Origin of the sequence: Cryobacterium inferilacus (genome assembly GCF_019599185.1) — a bacterium.
Classification (GTDB): Bacteria; Actinomycetota; Actinomycetes; order Actinomycetales; family Microbacteriaceae; genus Cryobacterium; species Cryobacterium inferilacus.
Genome location: NZ_JAIEUL010000026.1, coordinates 27,398 through 47,938 on the forward strand (window position 1 = coordinate 27,398; position 20,541 = coordinate 47,938).

At 70.1% G+C, this 20,541-nt stretch carries 17 protein-coding genes; 9 read left to right on the plus strand and 8 right to left on the minus strand.

From position 1 onward, the window contains the following. Positions 1 to 82 precede the first annotated feature (82 nt). From K2F54_RS17210 to K2F54_RS17235, 6 genes are all read left to right on the plus strand, one after another. Positions 83 to 1,564 carry a rhamnulokinase gene (locus K2F54_RS17210; RefSeq protein WP_220607088.1) on the plus strand — a complete coding sequence of 494 codons (1,482 nt, stop codon included), beginning with the start codon at positions 83 to 85 and terminating at the stop codon, positions 1,562 to 1,564. A 27-nt stretch (positions 1,565 to 1,591) separates the two neighbouring features. Continuing rightward, positions 1,592 to 1,987: a sortase gene (locus K2F54_RS17215; protein ID WP_308287723.1), complete on the plus strand. Its 396-nt coding sequence runs from the start codon at positions 1,592 to 1,594 to the stop codon at positions 1,985 to 1,987. A gap of 97 nt (positions 1,988 to 2,084) precedes the next feature. Then, complete coding sequence (locus K2F54_RS17220; RefSeq protein WP_220607089.1) at positions 2,085 to 2,675, plus strand: DJ-1/PfpI family protein; 591 nt, start codon at positions 2,085 to 2,087, stop codon at positions 2,673 to 2,675. Positions 2,676 to 2,716: 41 nt separating this feature from the next. Continuing rightward, complete coding sequence (locus K2F54_RS17225) at positions 2,717 to 3,088, plus strand: LysR family transcriptional regulator (protein WP_255577248.1); 372 nt, start codon at positions 2,717 to 2,719, stop codon at positions 3,086 to 3,088. Between the two features lie 116 nt (positions 3,089 to 3,204). Next, a complete protein-coding gene (locus K2F54_RS17230) occupies positions 3,205 to 3,981 on the plus strand; it encodes a FadR/GntR family transcriptional regulator (protein WP_220607091.1) in 777 nt (258 codons plus the stop codon). Positions 3,982 to 4,029: 48 nt separating this feature from the next. After that, positions 4,030 to 5,304, plus strand: a complete 1,275-nt coding sequence (locus tag K2F54_RS17235) for an alpha-hydroxy acid oxidase (RefSeq protein ID WP_220607092.1) — start codon at positions 4,030 to 4,032, stop codon at positions 5,302 to 5,304. A gap of 183 nt (positions 5,305 to 5,487) precedes the next feature. Here K2F54_RS17235 and rocD read toward each other — a convergent pair whose 3' ends face one another. Both rocD and ddaH read right to left on the minus strand, forming a co-directional pair. Beyond that, on the minus strand, positions 5,488 to 6,747 hold the full coding sequence (gene rocD / locus K2F54_RS17240; protein WP_220607093.1) for an ornithine--oxo-acid transaminase: 1,260 nt from the start codon (positions 6,745 to 6,747) through the stop codon (positions 5,488 to 5,490). Next, positions 6,744 to 7,571, minus strand: coding sequence for a dimethylargininase (gene ddaH, locus K2F54_RS17245; RefSeq protein WP_220607103.1), 828 nt, complete (start codon positions 7,569 to 7,571; stop codon positions 6,744 to 6,746). Before ddaH ends, rocD begins: the two co-directional genes overlap by 4 nt. Before the next feature lie 273 nt (positions 7,572 to 7,844). Between ddaH and K2F54_RS17250 the strand changes: the two genes are divergently transcribed. From K2F54_RS17250 to K2F54_RS19395, 3 genes are all read left to right on the plus strand, one after another. Then, positions 7,845 to 8,282: an Lrp/AsnC family transcriptional regulator gene (locus tag K2F54_RS17250; protein WP_220607094.1), complete on the plus strand. Its 438-nt coding sequence runs from the start codon at positions 7,845 to 7,847 to the stop codon at positions 8,280 to 8,282. A 69-nt stretch (positions 8,283 to 8,351) separates the two neighbouring features. Then, entirely contained in the window at positions 8,352 to 9,320 is a 969-nt protein-coding gene (locus K2F54_RS19390) for a hypothetical protein (RefSeq protein ID WP_255577249.1), read from the plus strand. Continuing rightward, on the plus strand, positions 9,317 to 9,706 hold the full coding sequence (locus tag K2F54_RS19395; protein ID WP_308287724.1) for a GntR family transcriptional regulator: 390 nt from the start codon (positions 9,317 to 9,319) through the stop codon (positions 9,704 to 9,706). Before K2F54_RS19390 ends, K2F54_RS19395 begins: the two co-directional genes overlap by 4 nt. 60 nt (positions 9,707 to 9,766) lie before the next feature. Here K2F54_RS19395 and K2F54_RS17260 read toward each other — a convergent pair whose 3' ends face one another. The 6 genes from K2F54_RS17260 to K2F54_RS17285 all read right to left on the minus strand — a co-directional run bounded on the left by K2F54_RS17260 (position 9,767) and on the right by K2F54_RS17285 (position 20,151). Beyond that, positions 9,767 to 10,207, minus strand: a complete 441-nt coding sequence (locus K2F54_RS17260; RefSeq protein WP_220607096.1) for a YdeI/OmpD-associated family protein — start codon at positions 10,205 to 10,207, stop codon at positions 9,767 to 9,769. 308 nt (positions 10,208 to 10,515) lie between these two features. Beyond that, the gene (locus tag K2F54_RS17265; RefSeq protein ID WP_220607097.1) at positions 10,516 to 11,499 is read right to left on the minus strand and encodes an NAD-dependent epimerase/dehydratase family protein; all 984 of its coding nucleotides are present in this window, start codon (positions 11,497 to 11,499) and stop codon (positions 10,516 to 10,518) included. After that, on the minus strand, positions 11,496 to 14,231 hold the full coding sequence (locus K2F54_RS17270; RefSeq protein ID WP_308287725.1) for an alpha/beta fold hydrolase: 2,736 nt from the start codon (positions 14,229 to 14,231) through the stop codon (positions 11,496 to 11,498). Before K2F54_RS17270 ends, K2F54_RS17265 begins: the two co-directional genes overlap by 4 nt. Further along, positions 14,225 to 15,226: a 3-oxoacyl-ACP synthase III gene (locus K2F54_RS17275; protein WP_220607098.1), complete on the minus strand. Its 1,002-nt coding sequence runs from the start codon at positions 15,224 to 15,226 to the stop codon at positions 14,225 to 14,227. Before K2F54_RS17275 ends, K2F54_RS17270 begins: the two co-directional genes overlap by 7 nt. Positions 15,227 to 15,505: 279 nt before the next feature. Further along, the gene (locus K2F54_RS17280) at positions 15,506 to 19,135 is read right to left on the minus strand and encodes a proline dehydrogenase family protein (RefSeq protein WP_220607099.1); all 3,630 of its coding nucleotides are present in this window, start codon (positions 19,133 to 19,135) and stop codon (positions 15,506 to 15,508) included. Then, positions 19,132 to 20,151, minus strand: a complete 1,020-nt coding sequence (locus K2F54_RS17285) for an adenosine deaminase (RefSeq protein ID WP_220607100.1) — start codon at positions 20,149 to 20,151, stop codon at positions 19,132 to 19,134. The genes K2F54_RS17280 and K2F54_RS17285 overlap by 4 nt, the downstream gene beginning before the upstream one ends. Positions 20,152 to 20,541: the final 390 nt, after the last annotated feature.

The window sequence follows — 20,541 nt, forward strand, 5'->3', positions numbered from 1 at the left end:
ACTGTGCCCGTTCCGGACGACTGCACCCGGCACACCGGGTGCAGTTGTCCGCACGGGGAACAGTTGGCGACGGCCGTGGCGGATGGGCGGACGCACCGTGAGCGGGGTGGGCGGCGTCGTCGCCGCGGTCGACCTGGGCGCGTCGAGCGGCCGGGTCATGCTCGGCCGGGTCGGGGCCAACCGGCTCGAGCTGCACTCGGTGGCCCGGTTCGGGAACAACCCGGTGCGCGCCGTCGACGGCCTGCACTGGAACATCCTGGAGCTGTACCGCAACGCCCTGGCCGGCCTGCAGGCCGCGGTGCGCGAGGAACCCGGTCTGGCCAGCGTCGGCATCGACTCTTGGGCGGTCGACTACGCGCTGATGCGCGGCAACCGGATGCTCGGGGTGCCCTTCCACTACCGGGACGGCCGCACCGCCGCCGGGGTCGACGCCACCCACACCCTCGTGCCGCCCGCGGAGCTGTACCGGCAGAACGGCCTGCAGGTGCTGCCATTCAACACGCTCTACCAGCTCGCCGCCGACCGCGAAAGCGGTGACCTCCAGGTGGCGGACCGGCTCCTGCTGATCCCCGACCTGCTCGGCTTCTGGCTCACCGGCAGACAGGTGGCCGAGCGCAGCAACGCGTCCACCACGGGGCTGTTGCAGACCACGGATGGCGCCTCCGCCGGCTGGAATGACGCGCTGATCGCCCGGCTCGGGCTGCCGCGCACACTGTTTCCCGAGCTCGTCTCCGCCGGTGAGACGATCGGCGCCGTGCTACCCCAGGTCGCCGCAGAGCTCGGGTCCGACCGGCTCGAACTGGTCGCGGTCGGGTCGCACGACACCGCATCCGCCGTCGTCGCCGTGCCCATGCTCGGCGACGACTGCGCCTACATCTCCAGCGGCACCTGGTCCCTGGTCGGCGTGGAATTGCCCACACCGGTGCTCACCGAGGCCAGCCGGGCCGCGAACTTCACCAACGAGGGTGGCGTCGACGGCCGGGTGCGCTACCTGCGCAACGTGATGGGCCTGTGGCTGCTCAGCGAGTCGATCCGCGGCTGGGAACGCGATGGCGAGCACATCGAGCTCCCCACCCTCCTGGCCGAGGCGGCCGCGCTGCCCGGCCCCGGCCTGCTCTTCGACGTCGACGACACCCGGTTCCTGCCCCCGGGTGACATGCCGGCCCGCATCGAGGCCTACTTCGTGGAGCGGGGCCTGCGCCCACCGCGCAACCGGGCCGAGCTCGTGCGCAGCATTGTGGAGAGCCTGGCCGCCGCATACGCCAGGACCCTGCGCACGATCACGGCGCTCACCGGCCGCACGGTCGCCACCGTACACATCGTCGGCGGCGGGTCGCAGAACGACCTGCTCTGCCAGCTCACCGCCGACCACACCGGACTCCCGGTGCAGGCGGGCCCTGTCGAGGCCACCGCCATCGGCAATGTCCTGGTGCAGGCCCGCGCCCAGGGCTTCGCAACCGGCAGCCTGGAGAGCCTGCGCGACCTGGTTCGCCAGGCGTATCCCCCTCGGTCCTTTCGCCCCGCACCGTCTGGCCCGGTCGGGCACGATAACATTTCACCCTAGGCAGAGCAACGGAAACGGCGGGCACGGGTGGAGCTTCACGACATCGTCTCGATGCTCAGCGAGATCTTCACCATCGTCGGCCTCCTGGTGGGCCTTCCGCTCTATCTTGTCGGCCTGTCGATGCGCGGATTCGGCGGCCGTTGGGTGAAAACCGACGGCGTCATCGCCCAGACCGCACAGGGCTTGGTCATCCGCTGGTTCGACACCACCGGAGAGGTGCACGAGGCCCTGGCGGACAGCGTCGAGTCGGCCAGCCTCGAACCGGGCAGCGACATCCCGGTGTGGTTCCGCGCGCACGTCCCGTCCCGCGGCCGCACCCACACGCCCGAGCAGGACGGCAAGGCCCTGCGCCTGGCCGGGCTCGTGCTGCTCGCCATCGGTGTCGGCTCGGCGATCCTGGGGATCGTGCTGCTCTTCGTCTGAACAGGGAGGGGTTGCGCGGGTGTGCGGTCAGACGGATGCTGGCGAACACACCCTGACCCGCTCGGGGCACCAGCAGGCCCAGACAGAGAGGTATGCCATGGACAAGATCATCATCCTCACCGGAGACGCCGCAGAGACCCTCGAGGTGTTCTATCCGTACCAGCGGCTGCGTGAGGCCGGTTACGAGGTGCACATCGCCGCCCCAGAGAAGAAGACGCTGCAGTTCGTGGTGCACGACTTCGTGGACGGCTTCGACACCTACACCGAGAAACTCGGCCACACCCTCGCCGCCGACATCGCCTTCAGGGACGTCAACCCGGCCGACTACCTGGCCGCGGTGGTTCCCGGCGGTCGGGCGCCGGAGTACATCCGCAACGATGCGGACGCACAGCGCATCGTGCGGCACTTCTTCGACACCAACGCACCCGTCGCCGCGCTCTGCCACGGACCGATGCTGCTGGCGGCGGCCGGGGTTCTGCACGGCCGTACCTCGTCGGCGTATCCGGCGCTCCAGGTGGACGTGGAGCTGGGCGGCGGCACCTTCGAGAACGGCGGCGCCGTCGTCGACGGCAACCTCGTTTCCGGCCGCGCCTGGCCCGACCATCCGGAGTGGATGCGGGAGTTCATGAAGCTCCTCGACGACGCTCGGGTGCAGGCCAGGCCGGTGGAGGCCGTCACCACCGCGTAACCTGTACTGCAGGTACGCGATCGGCGCGTGCGGCAGAGAGGATGCCCGTGGACACCACATTGCTCCGGCGCTTCGTCGCAGTTGCCGAGGAACTCGACATCGCGCGCGCCGCGAAGAACCTCAATGTCTCGCGCACGACCCTGATGAAATCGGTCGCCGCCCTGGAGGCCGAGCTGGGGGTGCCCTTGTTCGAGCCCGCCGCCGACAACCCGTACCTCACCGAGGCCGGAATCGCGCTGCTCGCCGAGTCCAAGGGCCTGCTCGCGCACATGCCACCGGCCGGCGGCCCGTCGCAGGGCTCCGGCAACAGCAGCGGTTCGGGCGGCGGCAAGGCCAAAGCCTCGAAGGGCCGTGGGCGCGCGCCCGCCGTCAAGGGCCAGGCCGCCCCCGGCAAGCGCCGCCAGTCCCGCTGAGCTGACCAGCCGCCGTCACCCTGAACTCGGGGTGGCATTTGGCGCGCCCGCTGGCTAAGCTGTGTGGTCAGACCACACAGCGCAGGCCCTCGGCCCGTCAGACCCACAGCCCACCAATGGAGGAGGACACCGTGACCGTCGACGAACGCCGCGCCTGGGAGATCGTGCTGGCGCACATCGAGAACGACCTGCTGCTCGGCCGGCTCAAGCCGGGCGACCGGCTCCCCGGCGAGCGCACCCTGGCCACCGACCTCGGCGTGGGACGTTCGAGTGTGCGTGAGGCCATCCGGGTGCTCGAGGTGCTCGGGCTGGTACGCACCAATGTGGGTTCGGGACCCACCGCCGGCGCCATCATCGTGGCACTGCCCGGCGGCGGGATGAGCGCCCTGATGCGGTTGCAGGTCGCGGCCCAGGGCTTCCCGGTGGCCGACATCGTCAAGACCCGCCTGGTGCTCGAAACCGCCGTCGCCGCCGAACTCGCCGAGGCGGTGCTCTCGGCCGCGCTGCTGCGCCCTGACCGCCAACACCCGGACCGGCACGACCCCGACCTCGGCCGGTGTGTGCAGCTGCTCGACGCGATGGATGCCCCTGGGCTGACCGAAGACGAATTCCTCGCCCTGGACGCCGCCTTCCACCTGTCGCTGGCCGAGGCCTGCGGCAACCAGGTGGTGGTCGCCACCATGGCGGGTCTGCGCACGGCTATCGAGGGCTACGTGCGGGCAGGGGTCGCCCGGCTGGCCTCCTGGTCTGATACCTCCGACCGGCTGCGCGCCGAACACCGCGGCATCCTGGCGGCCATCGAAGCCGCAGACCCGACCGGCGCGCACAGCCTCGTGCACGCACACATCTCCGGCTACTACGCCGAGACCCAGCTCTCCCCCGCCCCGCACTGACCTGCCCCGAACCGACCCGCCGCCCGACCCGCCGAGAACAGGACCCCCATGGTTGACCGACGCCTACCCAAGATCAAAGACCTCGCCCCGCTGATGCAGTTCAAGGTGCCGGAGCTCAACGCGAAGAAGCGTCGCCTCGAGTCCGCCCTCACCATCCACGACCTGCGGGCCATCGCCAAGAAGCGCACCCCCAAGGCCGCGTTCGATTACACCGAGGGTGCCGCGGAGGCGGAGATCTCGCTGACCCGTGCCCGGCAGGCCTTCGAGGACATCGAATTCCATCCGTCGATCCTGCGCGACGTGTCCACGGTGTCCACCGGTTGGGACGTGCTCGGCGCACCCGTGGCCCAGCCGTTCGGCATCGCCCCCACCGGCTTCACCCGGATGATGCAGACGGAGGGCGAGATCGCCGGCGCACACGCGGCCGCGAAGGCGGGCATCCCGTTCTCCCTGTCCACCATGGGCACCACGGCCATCGAAGACGTCAAGAAAGCCAATCCGTACGGCCGCAACTGGTTCCAGCTCTACATGTGGAAGGACCGTGACCGGTCGATGGCCCTGGTCGAGCGGGCGGCCGCGGCCGGCTTCGACACCCTGCTGGTGACCGTGGACGTGCCCGTGGCCGGCGCTCGCCTGCGCGACAAGCGCAACGGCTTCTCCATTCCGCCGCAGCTCACCGTCGGCACGGTGGTCAACGCGCTGCCGCGGCCGGAGTGGTGGATCAACTTCCTCACCACCGAACCCCTCGCCTTCGCCAGCCTGGACCGTTGGAGCGGCACCGTCGGCGAGCTGCTCGACACCATGTTCGACCCCACCGTGACCTTTGAGGACCTGGCCTGGATCAAGGCGCAGTGGCCGGGCAAGCTCGTGGTGAAGGGCGTGCAGAACCTCGCCGACGCGAAGAAGCTCGCCGACCTCGGGGTGGACGGCATCATCCTCTCCAACCACGGCGGTCGCCAGCTAGACCGGGCGCCGATCCCGTTCCACCTGCTGCCCAGCGTGGCCCGCGAGGTCGGCACCGACCTCGAGGTGCACCTGGACACCGGCATCATGAGCGGCGCCGACATCGTCGCCTCGGTGGCCCTCGGCGCCCGGTTCACACTGATCGGCCGCGCCTACCTGTACGGGCTGATGGCCGGCGGCGAGGCCGGCGTCGACCGGGCCATCCAGATCCTGTCCGACCAGGTGGCCCGCACCATGCGTCTGCTGGGGGTGAGCTCGCTCGAGGAGCTCGAGCCGGCGCACGTGACCCAGCTCACCCGGCTGGGCCGCATCGACCCACTGGCCGCGCAGGCGGTCGAGTCGCTGCCCGGCCGCTTCTGACCGCTGCCGCGGCATCCGCGCCCGCCCGCCCGTGCGCGGTTCCCCCGCCGTGGGAGGCATAACTCCTGCTAGATTCCCCGCGCTCTCGCCGCCGCCGCGTGATTCCGGGGCCGGCGCCGCGCATCCGGAAAAACTGCAGGAGTTATGCACCCCGGGGCGGCTCGCGGGCGGGCGGCTCGCGGGTCAGGCGGCGCCGAGCTCCTCGAGCACGGCGGCGAGCTGGTCGACCGCCCAATCGAGGTCTTCGGCCGAGACCACCAGCGGCGGGGCCAGACGGATGGTGGAGCCGTGCGTGTCCTTGGCCAGCACTCCGCGCTCCATCAGGGCCTCGCAGACCGCGCGGCCGGACGCCAGCGCCGGGTCGATGTCGATGCCGGCCCAGAGTCCGGCGCCGCGCACCTCGAGCACCCCGTGGCCGACCAGGCCGAGCAGGCGTTCGTGCAGGTGGGCGCCGAGGTCTCGGGCGCGCTGCTGGTATTCGCCGGTGGCGAGCAGGTTCACCACGGCCAGGCCGACGGCCGCCGCCAGCGGGTTGCCGCCGAAGGTGGACCCGTGTTCGCCCGGGCGCAGCACGCCGAGGATGTCGGTGTTGCCGACGACGGCGGAGACGGGCACGATGCCGCCGCCGAGGGCCTTGCCGAGCAGGTACAGGTCGGGTACCACGCCGGCCTGCTCCACCGCGAAGGTGGCGCCGGTGCGGCCGAGGCCGGACTGGATCTCGTCGGCGATGAAGAGCACGTTGTGCCGCAGGGTGATCTCGCGGACGGCGGGCAGGTACTCCACCGGTGGAACGACGATGCCGGCCTCGCCCTGGATGGGTTCCAGCAGCACGGCCACGGTGTTCTCGTCGATGGCCGCCTCCAGCGCGTCGGCATCCCCGTATGGCACCGTGCGGAAGCCCGGGGTGAACGGGCCGAAGTCGGCGCGCGCGGACTCGTCGTCGGAGAAGCTGATGATGGTGGTGGTGCGACCGTGGAAGTTGCCGCCGGCCACGACGATGTTCGCCAGCCCGGCCGCGACGCCCTTGACCCGGTAGCCCCAGGCGCGGGCGACCTTGATGCCGGACTCCACGGCCTCGGCGCCGGTGTTCATCGGCAGCACCATGTCCTTGCCGGCCAGCTTGGCCAGGGCGGTCACGAACGGGCCGAGCTGGTCGTTGTGGAAGGCGCGGCTGGTGAGGGTGATCCGTCCCAGCTGCGCGCGCGCGGCGTCCAGCAGCACCGGGTTGGAGTGCCCGAAGTTGACGGCGGAGTACGCCGCCAGGCAGTCGAGGTAGCGCTTGCCGTTGATGTCGGTCACCCAGGCGCCGTCACCGGAGGCGACGACCACGGCCAGCGGGTGGTAGTTGTGGGCGGCGTGCTCGTTCTCGAGCGCGATGGCGGCGGTCGCGTCGGTCAGGCCGACCTGCGCGGCCAGGCCGGTCGCATCGGTCAGGGCGCTCATCGGCGCAGCTCCAGCGTGCAGCACTTGACTCCTCCTCCGCCGAGCAGGAGCTCGGACAGGTCGACACCGATGGGGTTGTAACCGCGGTTGCGCAGCTGGCGTTCAAAGTCCTTGGCCTTGGCGGCGATGACGACGTTGTAGCCGTCGGAGTAGGAGTTGAGGCCCAGGATCGAGGCATCCTCCTCGGTGACGAGGATGGCATCGGGGTAGCGCTCACGCAGGATGGCGAGGCTGCGCTCGTCAAACGCGCTGGGCAGGTAGGCGATTTCGCCGTTACCCGACGTGGGCGACGCATCCAGCACCGCGATGGCGGTGTCGAGGTGGTAAAAACTCGGGTTGACCAGGGTGAGGGTGATCACGGGGCGGCCGTAGATGGCCGAGACCTCCTCGTGGCTGTTCGACGCGCTGCGGAAGCCGGTGCCGGCCAGGATCACGTCACCGACGAGCAGGAAGTCGCCCTCCCCCTCGTTGATCTCGGCGGGCTCGCGCACATCGAAACCGTTGGCGCCGAACCAGTCCATGTAGGCGGGGCCCTCCGGTTGGCGCTGCGGATAGGTAAAGTTGGCGCCGTACGCGATGCCGTCGATGACAAACCCCCCGTTGGCGGCGTAGACCATGTCGGGCAGGCCGTCGATGGGGTCGATCAGGTGCACGTCGAAGCCGAGCTCGATGTAGGTGTCGTACAGGGTCTGCCACTGGGCGACGGCCAGGCTGGTGTCGGTCGGTAGCGCCGGGTCCATCCACGGGTTGATCCGATAGACCACGGTGAAGTAGTCGGGCTTGCACATCAGCACGGTGCGCGCGACCGGGGTGCGGACGGGCATGGCCGACGCCGCGGATTCCTCCGGGGTGGCGGCTGCGAGATCAAGTGACACGGGAGCTCCTCTGTTGGCATTCCGCCGGCTGGCGCGAGACGGAACGCGTACGTATGGCGGACCAGGTCGCTCTCGTGAGCCCGGAACGATTCGGTGGTACCGAATCGCACAGGGACGCCACTCCTAGTGTCACACAGCACGAATCAACGTTTCCTGCGAATCGGCGCAGGGAACGCGCGTTCCAACCGAGATCCGCGCACATTTGACGCGTACACTGAGGCCATGGACAACCTCGATCGCGGCATTCTCGACCTTCTTCGCCAGAACGCCCGAGCGGGCTACGGCGATATCGGGTCGGTCGTGGGTCTGTCGGCCTCGGCGGTGAAGCGCCGGGTCGACCGCCTGGTCGCCGACGGGGTGATCCGCGGGTTCACCATCCAGGTCGATCCGGCCATTGACGGCATGAGCACCGAGGCCTACGTCGAGCTGTTCTGCCGCGGCACCGTCGCGCCAGACGAGCTTCTCCGCATCCTGTCCGGCGTCCCAGAGGTGGTCGACGCCGGCACGGTCACCGGCAGCGCCGACGCCATGGTGCACATCCGAGCCCGCGACATCCCCGGGCTCGAGGCCGCCCTCGAGAAGGTGCGCCTGGCGCCGAACGTGGACCACACCCGCAGCGCGATCGTGCTCACCCGGCTGATCCACCGCAGCCCGGAGTAGCCGGGCGCCCTTGACGCGGTTGACCCGGCTTGTTAGCTTGGTACAAATACCAAACAAACGAGGATGCCCGTGGACACGTACGAGATCACCCTTCTGGTCGTGGCTGGACTGATGGCGGTCGTCTTCGCGTGGCAGCTTCGGCCAGGTGCCGCCATCGGCCCGAATGCGCTGCGAGATACCGCCCGACGCGCCGGACTGGCCATTACACCCGAGGTCGAGCCTGTCCTGATCGCACGCATCCGCTCGCGAACCCGCGCTGCGCTGGTCGGCACCTTGATCGCTCTGATGGTGGCGACCGCTTCTCTTATCGCGCTTCCGGAATCACCGGACGGCGGCATGTGGTCCGGGCTGATGATCATCGTACTGACCGCCCTGGGCGGCGCCGTCGGACTGTGCGTGGCGGAGTTCAGGTCGGCGCTCGCCTTGCTCGGCGATCATCCTCGCGTGGCGCGGGCGCCCACGCCGAGCCGTGCGGACTATCTCTCCACCGTCGACCTCTGGTGTGGTCCCGTTGCCATAGGTGTCAGCGGACTGACCCTGGCCGCCGTGGTCGCGCTGATCCTGGTTGATCCCGAAAACGTGCTCAGTGACGCGAGCATTCCTTCCGTATGGTGGCCAGGCTTTTTGCTGTGGATCGTCTCGCTCGCATCGGCCGGGGTTGGCCGCATCCTGTCGACTCGCTTGGTGGGGCGGGGCCAGCCCGCCGGCAACGACATGGAGTTGGCGTGGTCCGACGCGCTCCGAAGTTGGACGCTGCGTGCACTGGTGCAGACTCCCGCACTGGGGGCGCTCTGCAGTGTGGTCGTGGTGCTGACCTCCGTCAGTTCGGCGGTGGCACGCCCGTCTGGAACCGGAACCGCCGTATCTCTGGCCTTTTCCATCGTGCCCCTGATCATGGGCTCGGTGGGGGTGGCTCTACTCTCGATGAAGTCACGCCGTCCGCCGCACTACCTCAGTCGGCTCTGGCCGGACGTGGCCGCGGAGCTGCGCCGCGACACACACCGAGGAGTCGCTCCGGTCGAGAGCGGCCGCTCGTGAGACTGGTCGTCGACCCGCACTCGACCACTGCCCCGTACGAGCAGATCCGCCTGCAGGTGATCGACGCGGTGCGCACGGGCACCCTCGCCCCGGGCGACAAGCTGCCCACGGTGCGCCGCCTCGCCGAAGACCTGGGGTTGGCACCGAACACTGTGGCGCGCAGCTACCGCGCGCTGGAGCAGGATGAGGTGATCGAGACCCGCGGGCGGCTGGGTTCGTTCGTCGCCGCGACCGGGGATGCGACGCATCGGCAGGTGCAGCTGGCCGCCGTGGCCTATGCGGACCGGTCGAAATCGCTCGGGGTCGGTGCCGATGAGGCCCTGGCGATCGTGCGCGCCGCCCTCGGCCTGCCCGGAGACCCGCCGGGGCGGGATCTCGCCGGCTGAACCGCATCCGGTCGGGGAATCGGCAGGCACCGCCGGTTTCTGGGGCGCCGGTGGGCAGGGTCAGTCGCCGCGGAGTTCAGCAAGAACCGCGTCGAGACGGCGCTGCCGGGTGGCCTCGGTCTTCGCGCCCTCGATGGCGAGAACATGCCGTCGTTGCTTGCTGAACGACAGGCCGTCGAACGCCGTGCGGGCGGCCGGGTCAGCGCCCAGCGCGGCGGCAAGGGCCTCGGGCTCGTCGACGGAGCGCGGTCGGTCGTCGAGCTCGATTGTGACCTCCACGTCGTCGCCGCCCGCCACACCGGCCTTGGTGCGGTTCTCGGAGCTGAGGGCGATCATGAACTTTCCCCGGTACGGTGCCACCGAGCTGCGGTAGCTGTGCCCGTTGATCGTCACCGTGATGGCGTGCCGTTTGCCGGGGCCGAGGCTTGCAACGACGCTGGCTGGAACGGGGATGCCCGTGGCGGTGGGGCCGGATTGCTCGATGACCGTTCGGAAGTCCATGACGCGAGTATCCCGCCCGCGGCTGGCGACGGCAAGCGTGCGGCACCGGCACCCCGTCTGCAGCGGGGTGCGCAGTGGGGTGCACTGCTGCGTGCGCTGCTGCGAGATGGCAGTTAAGGCCCTCTCACGCCAGCCGAAGGGGCACCAACTGGCAACTCGCCAGGAGGGTCGCACCGAGATACCGCAAAAATTCCCCTTCAGCGCACTGGAAGGGGGCGTTCGCGGCAAGTCGCGCGGGAACGGCGGAGCGCGGGCTCACGGCCCCGGTTCAGGACTCAGGAACGTGACTCAGGGCTCAGGGGCCTGGCTCAGGCGCTGGCGCTGGCGCTGCGGTAGTGCTCGGCCAGGCGGGAGAGGCCCTCGTCGAGGGAGACCGCCGGCGTCCAGTGCAGGTCGGAGCGGGTGCGGCGCTGGTCGAACCAGTGCGCTGTCGAGAGCTGCTCGGCCAGGAAGCGGGTCATCGGCGGTTCGTCGTCGCCGGGGGCCACCCGCCAGACCGCCTCGATGACCGAACCGGCGGCGCGCGCGAGGCTGGCGGGTACCCGCCAGGCGGGAGCCGGGACGCAGGCGGCGGCGCAGATGCCGGCCAACAGCTCGGCGACCGGACGGGGCTCGCCGTTGGTGATGACGTAGGCGTTGCCGTGCACGGCATCCACCCGCTCGAGCGCGGCGGCGATCGCGGCAGCGGCATTGTCGATGTAGGTGGTGTCGATCAGGGCGGCACCGTGACCGAGCAATGGCAGGCGACCGGCCCTGGCGCGCTCGACGATGCGAGCGATCAGCTGGGTGTCTCCAGGCCCCCAGACCAGGTGCGGCCGCACGGCGACGACCCGCAGCTCGGGAGAGTCGGCGGCCAGGGCCAGCAGCTCGGCCGAAGCCTTGGTGCGGGCGTAGTCGCCGCGGGCGTGCGCGGGGTCGGCGGGCAGCGCGTCGCTGCCGGTGATCGAGGTACCCGCGTGGGCGACGGATGGCGAAGACACGAAGACCAGGCGGGGCACCTCGGCGGCGCGGGCGGCGTCGAGCAGGGTGCGGGTGCCTCCCACGTTCACGGCCTCGAACTCGGCCGGCCGCCCGGTCAGCGATACCTTCGCGGCGAGGTGCACAATGGCGTCGACGCCGGTGACGGCCTCGGCGACGGCGACCGGGTCGGTGATCGAGCCGAGCACATCCGTGGCCCCTGGCACACCGCTCGGCCGGCGCTGGAAGCAGCGCACCTCGTGGCCGGCATCGATGACTGCCGCGGCGACGGCGCGGCCGAGGAAGCCGCTCGCGCCGGTGACGAGGACCTTCATGGCTGACTGAGCCTGGCGCCGGTGAGGATGCCGTGTGCCCAGCGAGCCAGGCGAGTGCGGTCGATCTTGGAGTTGTGGCGGATGTCGGTGGGCAGGCGCGGCACCACCAGCACCGCGGCGACGGGATGACCGGCGACCATGCGCACGTCTTCGGCGAGCTCGGGTTCGGCCAGCCCGACCCGGGCGGCCGGGGGTACGGTCTCGACCACGATGACGATCTGCTGGCTGCCGGCCGGGCCGACGCCCACGGCAGCGGAGCGAGCGACATCGTGCAGCGCGGACACGGCGATCTCGGGGCCGACGGGAGTGACGACGCCGAGCGCCGTGGTGATCACGTGCGGCATCCGCCCCTCGACCCAGAGCCGGCCAGCGGCATCCAGGTGGCCCACGTCGCCGGTGCGGTGCCAGCGTTCGCCAGCCGTGACCGCACGGGTAGCGGCCAGGTCGGTGAGCCACAGCTTGTCGTAGTGGTTCTTCACGTGCGGGGCGGAGACCACGATCTCGCCGGTGACACCGGCGGTTTCCGACAGCTCGCCGACGGCGGCGCCGGTCTCGTCGAGGGCGCTGATCCGCACCCGGGTGGTGGCGGTGGGCGTGCCGACGCAGACGCCGCCGGGTCCGCGAGCCACGTCGTCCTGCGCGGCGGCACGGATGCCCTCCAGCGTGATGTCGGTCATCAGCAGGCCCTCGGTCATGCCGTACGGCGTGTGCGCGCTGGCGCCCGGCATGAGCGCCGCGGCCGAGGCGAGCAGCGGCTCTGACACCGGGGCGCCGGCGGAGAGAAAGCTCCTCACCCCGGCGAGCGCGGCGTGGTCGGCGGGGCCGAGTTCATCCTGGGTGGCCACGACGTTGGCCAGGGCGGCCGGGGACAGGAACACCACGGTGGCGTCGATGGCCGCCACAGCGGCGGCGACGGCCGTGGCCGTGAGGGTCTTCGGCGCGGTGACGTCCATGTCCGGCGTCACCGAGCGGGCGCCCAGGGCGGGGCCGAGCAGGGCGAACGGTGCGAAACCGGCGACCAGACCGGTGCCGCGGCCGACGCCGTACTGGGCGTGCAGCGCACGGCTGACCGCGGCCAGCTGACCGTGGGTGTACACGACGCCCTTGGCGGGTCCGGTGGAGCCGGAGGTGAAGAGCACCGCGGCGACATCGGTCGGCTGCGGGGGTTCGGGCAGTTCCTCGTCGCGGCCCAGCGAGATGAGATCGGCCAGGGCGTAGGAGACGCCGAGGGCGCGGCGGCTGGCGGCTGGCAGCCGGGCGATGGAGATCTTCTGGCCGGGCCAGCCCAGGGCGCGGGCGGCCATCAGCCCGGGGACGGCGCCGATGACGTGGTCGGGCCGGGCGCCGCGCACGGCGCGGGTCAGCCCGGTGAGGCCGAGGCCGGCATCCGCCACGACCACGATCGCGCCGAGGCGGATGCAGGCGTAGAGAACCGCGGTGAGGTCGGCGCTCGGCGGAACCAGCAGCGACACCCGGTCGCCCCGGCGCACACCGACCTGGTGGAGGCCGGCCGCGATCTCGCGCACCCGGCGGGAGAGCAGGCGCCAGCTGACGACGCGAGGGCCGGCCCCGGCGCCGGGCGCCATGTCGATGAGGGCGGTCTCGTCGCTGTTCTGCAGCTCGTCGAGGTAGTGCCAGAGCGGCTGGTACTGCGCGTCGGCGGGGGTCTCGACAGGCTCGACCAGCGGGTCCGGCTCGACCAGCGGGTCGGGCTCGACCACCGGCGCCGGCTCGACCAACGGCGCCGGCTCGACCAGCGCATTCGCCGCCAGCCAGGTCAGTGCTGCCCCGGCATAGTCGACGTCCTCGATGATCAGGTGCCCCGCGCCCTCGAACCTGTGCACGTCGGCGTGCGGCAGCCGGGCGATCAGGTCGTCCAGGTACCCGTCGCTGAAGATCGGGTCTTGCGGGCCCCAAAGCATGAGGGCCGGCACCTCAAGCGCGCGAATCCCCTCGGCGATGCGGTCCAGTTCGGGGTAGCTGTCGTGGTCGGCATCCACCGGGATGTCGGCGACGAATCCGCCGATGCCGCCGCGTCTGGCGGCCGTGCGATACGGCGCCCGGTAGCCGCTTTTGACCGCTCCGGTCAGCCCAGGGTGGCCGAGGGCCAGGGTGGTGTCGAGGAACGCGGTGCTGAGCACCGTGCCGGTGCCGAGGACGCCGCGGGCGAGGGCGAGCCGCAGCGGCGCCGGGATGGGCTCCGCCTCGTTCTGATGGATGGCGGTGTTCAGCAGCATGACGCCGGCGAGGAGCTCGGGGTGGTCGACCGCCCACCCCAGGGACACCACGCCTCCCCAGTCGTGGCCGAACGTGAGAACGGGCCCGGTGAGACCGAGGGTGTTGGTGAGGTCGCCGAGGTCCTGCACCCGTCGGGCCAGGGGACGGGCGGCTCCGGTGCGCTCGGAGAAACCCATGTCGAGCTGGTCGACGGCGATGATCCGCCAGGCCGGCTGACCGGCAGCCGCCGCCTCGGTGGCCTGGGCGACCAGGTCACGCCACAGGTAGGACCAGGTGGGGTTGCCGTGCACACACAGCACGGTTCCCACCGGTTCGACGCCGAGTGCGGCCAGCTGCTCCGCGTTGTCGAGCAGGTGCCAGGCGTGCGTGCCGCCGTCGCTCTGGGCGACGTCCACGATCCGCGACCAGTCCGGGTCGAGACCGGGGAGCCCGCTGGGCGGAACGCTCGCCGGAGCGAGGGCCGTCGCGGTGCGCGGCAGCCGGTAGCTCACCACGCGATCTCCATCATGGCCGTGTTCAGGCCGGAGCCGACGCCCATCAGGAGCACGCGGTTGCCGGGCACAAGGTGCTCGGTTTCCTGCGACAGGGTGATCGGGATGGAGGCTGGACCCACGTTGCCGTAGGTGGGGTAGGTCAGCGGCACCCGGGTGCGGTCGAGGCCGGTGGCCTTGACGATGGCGTTGGTGTGCACATCCGACACCTGGTGCAGGATGTAGCGGTCCATATTCGACCAGCTCCAGTCCCGTTTGGCTTCGGTCCACGCCGAGACGACCAGTTCCATGCCGCCCTTGAGCAGCGCCTTGGCATCGGTGAACATGCCGTCCACACTGCCGACGCAGAGGTCGTTGAACTGGGTGGCCGCTCGGGTCACACCGCCCAGGATGCGGTGGCCTTCAGGATGATCGTCGGCCCGCCCCAGCACGGCCGCAGCGGCACCGGAGCCGAGGGTGAGGCTGGCGAACTCGCTCATGAAGTCCTTGCGGCCGATATCGGGCCGGCCGAGACGTTCGATGGTGTTCGTCTGGATCTCGTCGGCGTCCTCACCGTCGATGATCACGGCGTACTTGATCTGGCCGGAGTCGATCAGCTGGGCCGCCAGGGTCATGCCGTTGACGAAGCCCAGGCAGGCGTTGGCGATGTCGAAGTTCGTCGCAGACGACGGCAACCCGAGGCCGTGGTGGATGCGCACGGCCACCGAGGGCTCCAGGTGCTTGCGGGTGACCGAGGTGTTGATCATCAGCCCGACCTCGCTGGGATCCACCCCCGCCTGAGCGAGGGCGCGCTTGCCTGCGGAGACGGCGGCGTCGTCGAACGCCTGGCCCACGGCCCAGTTGCGCCGTTCGTGCACCCCGGCGACACGCTGCAGGAGGCCCTTGGGCAGGCGCAGGCGTTTGAGTGCCGGCTGCAGGCGCCGGTCGATCTCCTCCGACGTCGTGACCCTGGGGGCGATGGTCGTGGCGATCGACAACAATGCGACGTTGCGGTGCATCGTTGTTGCGTTTCCGTCCAACGGGGTCCCCTGTCGAGTTTTGGGTAGCGACAAATCTAGTCCTATCGATTTTCTCTCAGGAGTCTGAGCGGCAACCGTGTGGTAGCTGAAGCCAGCAGCGACCGCGTCCGCCCGGTCGGCTCCGCCACGGCTACCCTCCATTATCAGCCCTTTCGTCAGGCATCCCAGCATTGAGACCGGTGTACCCCGATTGGGCCCGTGCGGCCAGACGTGCTGGTGCGGTACGCCCGGATGGCCGCTGCTGGGGCGTCAGCGGCGCTACACGACCTCGTCGGTGAGGGTGCTGGGATTTCCGAACCGGTGCGCGGTGATGGAGATCGCCTGTTCCCGCAGGAACGGCAACAACTCGACCCGGCCGGACTGGGTGACGGGCTGCGCGTAGACGGCGATATCGGGGCTGCCCCCGAGGGCATGCGCGAGCGCCGTGGCGGCTTCGGTGGCTCCGACCAGGGGGTCGCCGCCCACCAGTCGAACGCGGCTGGTGGTCAGCTCGCCCGCCGCGGCACGCGCCAGCCACTCGGCATCCGACTCGATGATCACCTGGATCCCGCGCGGGGTGAGCACGGAGCGCACCCTGTCCGGTAGCTCGAGTGGGCTGGAGACGGTGAACTTCGACTTGGACAGCAGGCCCGCCGCGATGACCCGCAACAGCAGGGCGAGGTTGCCGTCCTCGCCCAGGCGCACGGTGACGGGCAGGGGCAGGTACCGGAACAGGTTCCGCTCCAGCCCGAGGGCGGAGACATCGGTGACGGCGTTGAATTCCTCACGCCAGGCGAGGGCGTCGCTGAGGGCCGAACGGCGGAGCACATCGAATTCCTCGTAGGGCAGCGACGGCTGGGATGCCTCGATGAGGTCGGTGATCCGGTCTTCGAGGCCCCGCAGGTGCAGGGTGGAACTGTTGCGACCTGGGTCGGTGACCCAGCTGCCCAGGCCGAAGAGGTAGTTCGGTCCGCCGGCCTTGTGGCCGGGCCCCACGGCGGAGCGCTTCCAGCCGCCGAACGGCTGGCGTTGCACGATCGCCCCGGTGATTCCCCGGTTCACGTACAGGTTCCCGGCCTGCACGGTGTCGACCCATTCGGTGATCTCCTGCTCGTCGAGGGAGTGCAGTCCGGCGGTGAGTCCGTACTCGACGGCGTTCTGGTAGCGGATGGCGTCCGCCAGTGTGCGGGCGTGCATCACCCCGAGTACCGGGCCGAAGAACTCGGTGAGGTGGAAGTAGGAGCCGGCCGTGACGCCGGAACGGATGCCGGGTGACCACAGCTGGCCGACGCCGGTTTCCAGCGGGTCGTCGAGCAGTTTCGGCTCGACCAGCCAGCGTTCACCGGCGCCGAGCTCGGTGAGTGCGTGCAGGAGCTTGCCGGTCGCTGGCTCGATGATCGGGCCCATCTGGCTGTCGGGGTCGGCCGGACGGCCCACGCGCAGTGACGTCGCCGCATCCACCAGCTGGCCCAGGAATCTGGTGGACCTGGCGGCTGACCCGACGAGGATCACCAGGCTGGCGGCGGAACACTTCTGCCCGGCGTGACCGAACGCGCTCTTGACCACGTCGGCGGCGGCCAGATCGAAGTCGGCGGACGGGGTGACGATGATGGCGTTCTTGCCGCTCGTCTCGGCCAGGAGCGGGAGGTCCTCGCGCAGCCCGCGGAAGGTGTGGGCGGTCTCGTAGGCGCCGGTGAGGATCACCCTGTCGACATCGGGGTGAGCAAGTAGCCGGCTGCCGAGAGCGCGGTCGGACAGGTCGATGAGGGCGAGCAGGTCCCGCGGGATCCCGGCCTCCCAGAGCGCTTCGACGAGCACGGCCCCGGTGCGCTGGGCCAGCGAGGCCGGTTTGATGATGACGCCGGATCCGGCGGCGAGGGCCGCGAGGACCCCGCCGGCCGGAATCGCCACCGGGAAGTTCCACGGCGGCGTGACCACGGTCAACCGGGCGGGCACGAAGGTCGCGCCCTGCACTCGGTCGAGGTCGCGGGCACGTTCGGCGTAGTAGTGGGCGAAGTCGATCGCTTCACTCACCTCCGGGTCGCCCTCCGCGATGGTCTTTCCGGTTTCGGAGGCCATCACTTCGATCAGGCGGGCACGATGGGCGGCCAGGACCTGGCCGGCCCGGTGCAGAATGACGGCTCGCTGGGCACCGGATTGTGCCGCCCACGCGGCGGCAGCTCCGGTGACCGTCGTGATGATCTCGTCGAGCCGGTCGGTGTCGTCGACGCTGGCCTGGCCGATGGTGTCGATACCCAGCCGGGAGTGCTCCACCCGGCCCAGGATCGCGCGGCCCCAGGCGCGGTTGGCCGGCAGCGAGGGATCGGTGTCCGGTTCGTTGTGGAATCCGCCCAGCGCCGACAGACTCCGTGAGACGGACCCCCGGGTGAGGCCGAGCACCATGGCGGTGAGGTTCGGGTCGTCCTCGTCGGCAGGTGGGGTGGTGAGCGCGGGGGTGTCCGGCAGCCCGGGCGTCTGGCCGAGGGGAACGACAACGGAGCGATCCTGCACCCGGGCGGGGGTGGGCGCCGGGGTGGCGGAGCCCGGTGTGTGTGCGGAGGCTTCGAGGGCGGCCAGCGAGGAGAGGAACCGTTCCTTCTCCCGGTCGAACAGCGCGGGAGTGTCGGCCAGTTCGAACACGGCGGACATGAAGTTCTCGTCGCTGGCGTTCTCTTCCAGCCGGCGCACCAGGTAGTGGATCGCGACGTCGAACTCGGCCGGGTCCACAACGGGGGTGTACAGCCGCAGCCCACCCACGTCCTTCTTCACCGCTTCGGCCTGGCTGGTGGCCATGCCCAGGAGCATTTCGACGTCGACGCGGTCGTCCACCCCGCGCTGCTGGGCGAGGAGGTGCGCGTAGGCGAGATCGAAGAGGTTGTGACCGGCGACACCGATGCGCACGGCGTCGGTGTTCTGCGGGGTGAGGGCCCAGTTCAGCATCCGCTTGTAGTTGGTGTCGGTTTCCTGCTTGCTGCCGTAGGTGGCCAGCGGCCAGCCGTGCACGACCGCGTCGACGCGCTCCATGGCCAGGTTGGCGCCCTTGACGACACGCACCTTGATGGCAGCGCCACCGCCCGCACGACGGGCGTGCGCCCACTGGGTCAGTTCCTGCAGTGCGCCCAGGGCATCCGGCAGGTAGGCCTGCAACACGATCCCGGCCTCGAGGTTGGCCAGTTGCGGCTGATCGAGGATGCGTTCGAACACCGCGATGGTGAGACCGAGGTCGCGGTACTCCTCCATGTCGAGGTTGATGAACTTGGGGGTGGGTGATGCGGCGGCCAGCTCGTACAGCGGGGTGAGGCGCTCCACCACCCGGTCGACGGCCTCGTCGAACGCCCACATCGAGAGCTGGCTGATGATGGCGGACACCTTGATCGAGACGTAGTCGACGTCGTCGCGGGCCAGGAGTTCCCTGGTTCCGTTCAGTCGGCGCAGAGCCTCCTTCTCACCGAGCACGGCTTCGCCGAGCAGGTTGATGTTCAGTCGGTTGCCTGACTCGCGCAGGTGCTCGATGGCCGGGCCGAGCTTGTCCGGGGTGGCGTCCACGACGAGGTGGCCGACCATCTGGCGCAGTGCCTTGCGCGCCGCGGGGATGACCACCCAGGGCAGTACTGGGCCCAGCACACCACCCACCCCGATGGCTCCGCGAAGCACCGGCGGCAGGAAATCGGGCGCCAATTTGGCGACGCGCTGCAGGTTGTACCCGGCGACCATGACGTCCTCCGGGCGCATGACGCCGTCCACAAAACCCACGGTGAAATCCAGCCCGTTGGGGTCCTTGAGCACACCGGCCAAGCGCTGCGCGGAGACGTCGGCTGGGATTTCGACGCTGTCCGCCAACCACTTGGTGACGAGGGCCACGACCTCCGCACCGAGGTCCTGCTGCACGTTCGGAGTGGGATTGGTCATGCTCCCGAGGTTAGTCGCAGCAACCCCTCAAGGTGCTCGTCTACAGCGGCGATGTGTCGGCGTTTCTCGGCCTCTGGCAGGAACGACGCCCGGAAGGAATTGCGGGCCAGGGCGGCCATCTGGTGCGGGCTGAGCGCGAACTCGCGCTCGACCGCGGCGAGGTTATCGTCGACGTAACCGCCGAAATAGGCCGGGTCGTCGCTGCTGATGGTCACGAGGAGCCCGGCGGCGAGCATGGCCGGCAGCGGATGCTCGGCCAGGGTCGGCGTGGCATGAAGACACACGTTCGACAGGGGGCACACCGTCAACGGAATCTGGCGTTCCCGCAGGATCTGCACCAACCCGGGGTCCTCGATCGCGCGGATGCCGTGGTCGACGCGTTCCACGCCGAGCAGGTCGAGTGCCTCATGCACATAGTCAGGCCCACCCTCCTCGCCGGCGTGGGCCACCCGGTGCAGGCCGAGGGCGCCGGCCCTGGCGAACACCTCGGTGAACAGGGACGGAGGAAAGCCCACTTCAGCGGAGTCCAGCCCGACACCGATGATCTGGTCGAGGTACGGAACGGCCGCCTCGAGCGTTTCGAGGGCAGCTTCACCGCCCAGGTGGCGCAGGAAGCAGAGTATGAGGTCGGCCGAGATGCCGAGGTCCCTGCGGGCGTCGATCAGTGCCCGGCTGAGTCCGCCGAAGACCACGGCCAGCGGGATGCCGTTGGCCAAGTGAGTTTGCGGGTCGAAGAAGATCTCGGCCCGGCGCACCCCCGCCCGCGTCGCCCGTGCCAGGTAGGCCATCGCCAGATCGTAGAAGTCGTTCTCGCAGCGGAGCACGGCGAGGTTGGCGTAGTAGATATCCAGAAAGGACTGCAGGTCGGTGAACCGGTAGAGCTCGCGGAGCGCCTCGGGATCGTAGCTGGGCAGGGCCACATTGTTGCGGCGGGCCAGGGTCACCAGGAGTTCGGTCTCGAGGGTGCCCTCGATGTGCACATGCAGTTCGGCGACGGGCCAGGTGGCGACGGTCATAGTTTTCTCCCACGGGTCTCGAAGTCGATCCCCCAAACTACCGTCTTGCCCGGCCGCGGGTTAAACGCAGAATGGGTCGCACCCCTACGTTGGTCGAGCTTGTCGAGACCTGCGCTCCGCAGGTCCGCGTGCGGGGTCTCGACAGGCTCGACCAACGACGTGGGGACGTCCACGAGGCCGGGTCGCGGATGCTTGTGGGTCGCTCCCTACGTTGGTCGAGCTTGTCGAGACCTGGAGAGGTTCCTGCGGGCGCCCCGGCCGGCGGTGCGTTCCGCAGTCCGCGTGCGGGGTCTCGACAGGCTCGACCAGCGATGTGGGCGCATTGCCGATTGCGGGGTCTCGACGGGCTCGACCAGCGATACGGGCTCGACCAGCGATACCGGCTCGGCC